Origin of the sequence: Putridiphycobacter roseus, from assembly GCF_003234935.1 — a bacterium.
Classification (GTDB): Bacteria; Bacteroidota; Bacteroidia; order Flavobacteriales_D; family Crocinitomicaceae; genus Putridiphycobacter; species Putridiphycobacter roseus.
The window spans coordinates 1-7,823 of the sequence record NZ_QKSB01000023.1 but is presented as its reverse complement, the minus strand read 5'-3'; the positions used below and the strand labels follow the sequence as shown (position 1 = coordinate 7,823).

The window sequence follows — 7,823 nt, the reverse complement described above, 5'->3', positions numbered from 1 at the left end:
TTTAAGTAGCGGGGATCCTTCGGTAAGCTCAGGAACCCTAATTCTTGCTTTTTTAATGCAACGCATCAACTCAAAACTATTTATTCTTTCAGCAATAGGTTCTCGTCCTGTTTCTAAAAAAAAAGTTTATCACAAAAAAAAGCATCTACCTTTCGATAAATGTTTTTAAGTAGCGGGGACAGGACTCGAACCTATGACCTTCGGGTTATGAGCCCGACGAGCTACCAACTGCTCCACCCCGCAATATATTTTTATAAATGAACGTTCTGTTTCGTTTGCGGGTGCAAAGATACTATGTTTTTCTTTAGAACAAAATATTTTTCACATTCTTATAAAAAAAGTTCGTTGTAAAAAATACCTGATTTTCGATAAATGCGTTTTAATAGTGGGGATGATTTACGGATTCAAATTGAGTCGGCTAATTATTTTAAGTTGTTAAGCTGGTTTAATGCTACTTTTATTAATGCTAGTTGATTTATTAGCCTCTCTTTAATAAATGACGGTATGTCTTCGCTTATTGTTTCCGTGTATACTTCAATTGCTTTTTCTTCACCTGTTAAACTGGATTCGATTACTGATTCAAGTGTTTGTGTGCTAAAAAAGGCTTTTGTAGAGAGCCAAGTTCTGTGAAAAAAGCCTTCAACACTTCCATCATCATTTAGTGTGATGCCCACAGACCTCGCATCTTGTTTTAATTCTTCAATAAATAATTTTCTTTGCTGGGAAAGACGATTGAACAAGGTCTGTAAATCTGTGTGCGAAATATTTTCAGCTGCCGTTGCGTACCCTTTGTTACCATCTATGCATATCATTACTATTGCATTTAATTTTTTCTCTAATTCCTGGTCCATATTTCTATAAGTTTTTAGTTAATAATTTAGTAGTGCTAATGAAAAATCAGCGCCAAATATCATAAGTAATACATTTATAAGTTATTATGTTTTTTTAAGGAGGAGTTGACAGGGTAAAAATGTCCCCGTTTTGTTGATTTTAGTATACACTTTACTTGTTAATTGTCTTTTTAATAAAATTGGAGGGTGATACTTTTCGATTGCTTAATTATTTCTGTTAGAGTGTGTAGGAGCGTTTTCCCGCTTTTTTAAAAGTAACTTGGATGGGTTATTGATGCTAGTAATGATGTAAAACAAGGGCTTTTTCTAGAATGCAGAAATTGCAATTGGTTTTTGAATGTATAAAAAATTAGGAACGAATAAAAAAACAGTTATGAAAAAAGTATTAGTGGCCGGAGCAACTGGCAAAACAGGAAAAAAAATAGTGAACTTATTAAAGGCGTCAGAAGCGTATGAACCGATTGCCATGGTGAGAAATCAAACTCAAGAAGCTGAATTTAAGTCACAAGGGATAAACACTAGGGTTGGTGATCTAGAGGGTGATATTGATCGCATAGCTGAGAACGTAAGCAAGGTGATTTTTGCGGCAGGTTCGGGAGGAGAAAAAGTATATGATGTCGATCAAGAAGGAGCAAAGAAGCTGATAGATGCAAGTAAGCGTGCAAAGATAGATAAGTTTGTAATGCTGAGCTCTATGGGGGCGGATAGCCCTGAGAATGCAACGCAACTTAAAGCTTATTTACAAGCAAAACACAATGCTGATGAATACTTAAGTGCTAGTTTACTGGCTTATTCCATATTGCGACCAGGGACCTTGACGAACAATGCGGGTACCGGTCTGATTCAAGCAAACAGTCAAATGGAGCAGGCTGGTGAAATTAGTAGAGATGATGTTGCTAAGACCTTGGTTGCTTTGTTAGACATGAATGTTGCCCGAGATAAAAGTCTTGAAATCTTGTCAGGCGAGACACAAATTGGAGAAGCTTTAAAATCGATATAACATTGAACTTAGGAATTAAAATCAATCATTGACAAAATGATTGTTAGCAATTCCTCTTGCTTGTCTGTTAAAAAGCTGCCTGAGGAATCAAGAGTTAAAAGCTTCATGCTGTGTCTAAATACCCCATATTGGGAAATTGAGGGTACAGTTTATTTGTTGGGAGTTGGTTAACGTGTTGATAGTCAGTTGTGGCATAGTTCTTTCATTATTTATCGCAGCAGTAATTATTAACAATTTAAAACACAGAAAATTATGAAAAATAGAGGAGTTTATATCGGAGGAGGAACATTAGTATTGATTATTATTTTAATAGTTTTATTTCTTTAATAGCGTAAAATATTTAGGAAAAACCGTTGCAAATATTTGTAGCGGTTTTTTTTGTGCTAATATGAGGCGTTGAAATCATACTTTCATTAATTTCAACTTCTATCCACCATAGGTTCACTTCCTGTCAATAAAAAAAAGTTTATCACAAAAAAAAACACTAACCTTTCGATAAATGCTTTTTAAGTAGCGGGGATCCTTCGGCGCCGCTGCGCTTTGTAGATGGCAAGTAACTTTTTTGTTGGTTCTTACTAAATGCAATTAAATCAATCTGTTTTTCTTTCATAATTTCTACTACCCCCTCTTCCTTATTCATAGCATCTCTTATTATGGTTTTTGCATTTAGCCAATTCTCTTTATTGTACCCATCCATTACTTCTTGTGTTTGGCTGTCAGTCCTTTTATCGTCAGGTGTTTTTATTTTCAACAGCACAATTTCGCTCCCATGCAACTCTTTTATATCTGCTAATACCCTTAGATTTTCAACGCTACTTTCCTTAAAATCTTTTACAATCCCAATTTTGAAGGTGAAAAATGGTCTCTATTACATTTTATTGTTAGAAACGAAATGTTTATCTCTTCCATTATTGAAGAAGCAAAGGTTTGCACAAATATATCCTCAAGTACATTTGTTTTATGCGCACCACCTGCCACCAAATCAATCAATTTTTTTTTATATAGCTTTTAATTATTTTAATTCGATTGCCAATTAATGCAGAACTTTTTTTAATTAATTCATTATCAAAGCTGTTTAAATATTTTAGGTTTAGTTGGGGTTTCACCATTAGCTTCAACTAAATTTAAAAGATGTAGATTAATCGATTACTTATTAAAAACGGATGCCATAAAATTGACAATGGAATGATCCAATGGCGAATTTTTTAATAAAATCAGAACATTCATATAGTTTCTTTTTGTGGCAGTTTCAAATATATTTTAAAGTTTTAAAAGTCTGTGACAAATGTCGCATAGTGGTTTCTTATGTTGTTAAATATTATTTTGTATCTTTATGATAATAAACTGTTAAGTGATGAAACTGTTATGTTTTATATTTTGCATTGTACTTGCTGCATTCCCAGTACTATCGCAAAAAAATACTGACTATAAATTTTCGGAGAAAGTTGACCATGGTGTCAATAAAACTTCATCAATTGTTCTTAAGGAATTTAGAGAAGCGAATAAATTATCAAAATTTGATAGTTTAGTGTTGGTTAAATCGAAAAAAGACAAACAGGGGGTTTTACATCACACTTTTCGACAATATAATAATGGGGTTGGCGTGGAATCAGCTTTTATCTCATTCCACAGTATGTATAGCCGGTTAATTTCATATAATGGTAATATAAAGCAGGAAATTCCGGTATTTGACACAAAAAATTTACTTAGTGAAAAAGAAATTATTGTTAAAACTCTGGATTATATTGGAGCAGAGCGCTATGCTTTTGAAGACACATCCTATACTAGAATTATAAACACTGTTACTAAAGGAAAAGTAACCAGTTTATTTCCAGAAGTTAAATTAATTATTTTGCAGCATGAAAATGCATATAAACTCGTTTTTAAACTCCAAGTACATTCATTAATTCCTCAGGGTCGACACATAATTTATATGGATGCATATGATGGGACAGTTATTAAGGAAATAGAAATGACGCAACATATAACTGGTACATGCAGTACAATGCATCACGGTACTCAAGATATTGAGTTTGATCAGCAAACACCGGGCCTTTACAAACTCACAAATAACCTTTTTGGTATTCAAACATTTCTATTACCGCTAGGTGCATCAGATTATTCAAATGCTAGCGTACCAACTTCAACAACTACAGATTGGAGCAGCTTGACTGGAAATGACCGAGCAGCACTTGATGTTCATTGGGCAACAAAGATTGTATTTGATTTTTTTAATAGTCACTCAATCTATAGCTATGACGATAATGGAGCAACTATAAGTAGCTATGTGAACTACGGCTATAATGCATCTTCTCAAAACAATGCTTTTTGGAACGGTTTTCTTTTGACGTACGGTTCTGGCGGTGGAGGAAATTTCCCGGGACCTGTTGCTACTTTAGATGTAGTTGCACATGAATTTACACATGCATTAACTGAACTTTTTGGAGGAGGATTAGTTTACCAGGATGAATCCGGAGCCATTAATGAATCACTGTCTGACATCTGGTCTTCTCTGATTGAAAAATCGGTTAACAATTCCTCAAGTTTCAACAACCTTTCTCTTAATGAATGGATTGTAAGCGATTTAAATGGAAACGGTATTCGAGACCTATCAAACCCAGGGACCTATAATGACCCTGATACATATCATGGAAATAACTGGGTGTTTTCTGCGATAGATCATGGAGGTGTGCATAGCAACAGTGGCGTTGGTAACTTCTGGTATTATTTATTGGCTAACGGAGGCAGTGGGGTAAATGATAATGGCTTTAGTTATTCTGTCAATTCAATACCTGTTTCAACGCTTATTCCTATTCTTATAAATACTTATGATTACTTGAATCCAAATTCAACTTATTTGGATTTAAGATATGCAACAATTCAGGCCTCGCTAGCTGTAACGAGTAGCTGTGCTATAACTCAAGAAATAATGAATGCATGGAATGCAGTGGGTGTTGGCGACACATCAGATGTTTGTATGTTTTCATACGTGCCGCTTGAAATTGTAAACTTGCGATCACAATTTTGTATTGGCGACACGCAAACATTTTATAATCAATATGTAAATGTGCCTGCTTTCAATTACACATGGACATTAGATAATGATACTGTTTCAATGCCGATAACAATGAATACTGAAGGAATTTCTACACTAAAATTAATAGCCACAGACACTTTAACGGGAACCTCCAAGGAAAGAGAAATACAGTTATACATAACAGATTGCCAACCAATTATTGACCATGCAGGAGTTTGGTATTTTGGTCATAAAAGTGGCTTTGATTTTTCAAGTGGTATTGCAGAACCTATTTCATACCCTTATTCTAATACTTATCCCCCAACTGGCTACAGTAAAAATGGGAATCTTGAATATTATATTTCAGCGACCTCCACTACAAATAACATCAACGACTATAAACTGAGATTAATTGATAAAAATCATGTTATTATTGATAGTCTCACTGATCTCAATGCAATAGGCCCATTGCAAACAGGTTGTTCTGCTGCAAACCCCGACACATCTTTAGGCCAACATTATGTAAATCTTTTTATTAACGGCTCAGGCACATATAGTGGACTGCATAGAGTTATTATAGATGTTTATACGCCTGGGAATCCTCAACTTGTAAGCATAACACCTGTAGCTCCACCAAGTTCTAATTTTAACCTTGATTTTGATTCTAATTCCGGTGCTATAAGTACTTTTGGAACCACCACAATTATAGCTTCATGTGATCCTAATGTATATTGGGTGCTTCTAAATAGCCGCAACGAATGCTCAACTTGCAGTCAACTATACAATTTTGGGTTATCTGTCTATAAGTTAGACTACAATTCATCTCCATTGGGCTCCTTAAGTTATAATAGTTTTAAGGAAACATACATATATGATGGCACAATAAACGTTGCCCCCAATGGCCAATATTTTGCTGCTGGAGACACCATATACAAGTTTGATAGAGCTGCTGGAACAATTACTAGTTTAGCGGGAATACCTCACCCAACCGCTGCTTTTTCAGTATCTAATTTGCGACAAGGAGCATTTAGCCCTAATTCTAGATTTTTTTATACAGCTCGGTATGCTAATGTTTTTCAATATGATGTTTTAGACCCCGATTTTGAAGGGTCTAAAACATTAGTGGGAAATGCTCCAATTTTAGCTCCTCTTACAAACTCTAGCCAATACATATTAAACAAAAGAGATATGGCATTAGGGCCTGATGGTAAAATATACATAGGTTTTATTGGTGGAAGTAATGGAACACAGTCAAATGGGTATACCACTTATGACTGCAAAATAGGTGTAATTAACAATCCAAACTTTAAAGAAACGAACGATAATTTAGCCTACAATGCATATGGCTATAACTTAATTAATGGGGCTTCTGCTAGTAATCCCTTCTTCAATTTCCCTGGCTTTATGGAGGTTAACAATTTTAATGATGAGCCATTAGAATTTATTACTACACAAAACAACTGTTACGAAGTTAATCTGTTAGCTCCTCCTTGTAGATTATTTTACTCTTGGAACTTTGGTGATGGAAATACGCAGATACTTTCATCATTAAACAATATTAACCATACCTATGCGGATACAGGTACGTATATTATATCGTTAACATCAAATATAAATGGACTTGACACTACTGTTTTTGATACAATTCGTGTTGGATTTTTGGACGTTGTAGATATTGTTGCTCCTGATACTTTATGCACGGAGTCCTTTTTCGTGGCATATGCTCCAGTAGGTTATGCTTCATATCATTGGTCAATATTACAGGGACCAGTTGTTATCGCCGATACTGCAGCGTCTTCTACTGGTTTTACAATGTTTGGTTTCAGCCCTAACCTAACTATTCAACTAGTTGTAACAGATGAAAATGGATGTTCGAAAACTGTTACAAAAACAGTATGTGTTGTAGATGGATATACTCCACCTGTTCCTGATAATTTTATTATTGATACGGCACATGCCTGTCTTCCTTTTATGCCCCAGATTCCAACTGCTACTGATAAATGCGGGAATACACTTGTTGGAACAACTACAACCCCCTTACCTATTATTACACCAGGATTGACTAATATAACATGGCAATATGTTGATAGTGATGGAAATACAAGTTCTCAAATACAATTAGCAGTATATTATGAGATTGATAGTGGTATTACATTTAATGGAAGTGTTTTAACTGCCTTCCAAAGCAATTACGTAAGCTATCAATGGATTAATTGTGATACAGGAGACTCGATTCAAGGTGCAACAAACCAAATTTTTGTACCTCAGAACAACGGTAATTTTGCGGTTATTCTCACTAGCGGCAATTGTATTGTACAATCTTCATGCATAGAAGTTACTGGCCTTTCAATTGGTAATTCATTTGGTGTAAACAAAGTAAATATTTACCCAAACCCCGCTAAAAACATCCTTACAATTGATTCCTCGCAACCCATTCACTTTAAAATTTATGATGTCAATGGAAAACTTCTTTTATCTGGTAAAAACAAGTCTGTATTTGTAGGAGATTTTGAAAGAGCCACTTACATTATTGCTATTTATAATTCTCTTGGTGAACTTTTACATTCGGAAAGCCTTATTAAACTGTAGTACTTAAAACAACTTTTTTTCTGTAAACGCGGTTCTAGTATTGAGAACTGTACGATATTTTTTAGAGCTAGGAGTGGTAAAAATTAGCACAGATCCTATTTATAAACTATTTTAATGGAAAAGAAAACAGGTAGCTTAACCCGGCGCCTGGCGTAGCTTTTAATTCAATGGTTCCGTTTTTGTTTTCAAGAGGTCTCATTATTATCTATTCTTCAACCATAGGTTCCTGTCCTGTTTTCTTCCAAAAAAGTTCATCACAAAAAAAAGAGTTTGTTATTTCTAACAAACTCTTTTTAAGTAGCGGGGATCCTTCGGCAAGCTCAGGAACCCTAATTCTTGCTTTTTTCATCCTACGCATCAACTCAAA

The 7,823-nt window shown here is 34.7% G+C and carries 4 protein-coding genes and 1 tRNA gene; 2 read left to right on the top strand and 3 right to left on the bottom strand.

The annotated features are described in order from the left end of the window. Positions 1-170 precede the first annotated feature (170 nt). A tRNA-Met gene (locus DNU06_RS17045) sits at positions 171-243 on the bottom strand. Positions 244-422: 179 nt separating this feature from the next. Next, entirely contained in the window at positions 423-851 is a 429-nt protein-coding gene (locus DNU06_RS17040) for a ferritin-like domain-containing protein (RefSeq protein ID WP_111064715.1), read from the bottom strand. A gap of 388 nt (positions 852-1,239) precedes the next feature. Here DNU06_RS17040 and DNU06_RS17035 point away from each other — a divergent pair, with 388 nt between their 5' ends. Then, complete coding sequence (locus DNU06_RS17035) at positions 1,240-1,851, top strand: SDR family oxidoreductase (protein ID WP_317048255.1); 612 nt, start codon at positions 1,240-1,242, stop codon at positions 1,849-1,851. 484 nt (positions 1,852-2,335) lie between these two features. Here the strand turns inward: DNU06_RS17035 and DNU06_RS17030 are convergent, their stop codons facing one another. Beyond that, positions 2,336-2,602 carry a hypothetical protein gene (locus DNU06_RS17030; RefSeq protein ID WP_146239310.1) on the bottom strand — a complete coding sequence of 89 codons (267 nt, stop codon included), beginning with the start codon at positions 2,600-2,602 and terminating at the stop codon, positions 2,336-2,338. A gap of 603 nt (positions 2,603-3,205) precedes the next feature. Here DNU06_RS17030 and DNU06_RS17025 point away from each other — a divergent pair. After that, on the top strand, positions 3,206-7,456 hold the full coding sequence (locus DNU06_RS17025) for a M4 family metallopeptidase (RefSeq protein ID WP_111064713.1): 4,251 nt from the start codon (positions 3,206-3,208) through the stop codon (positions 7,454-7,456). The last annotated feature ends 367 nt before the right edge of the window (positions 7,457-7,823 follow it).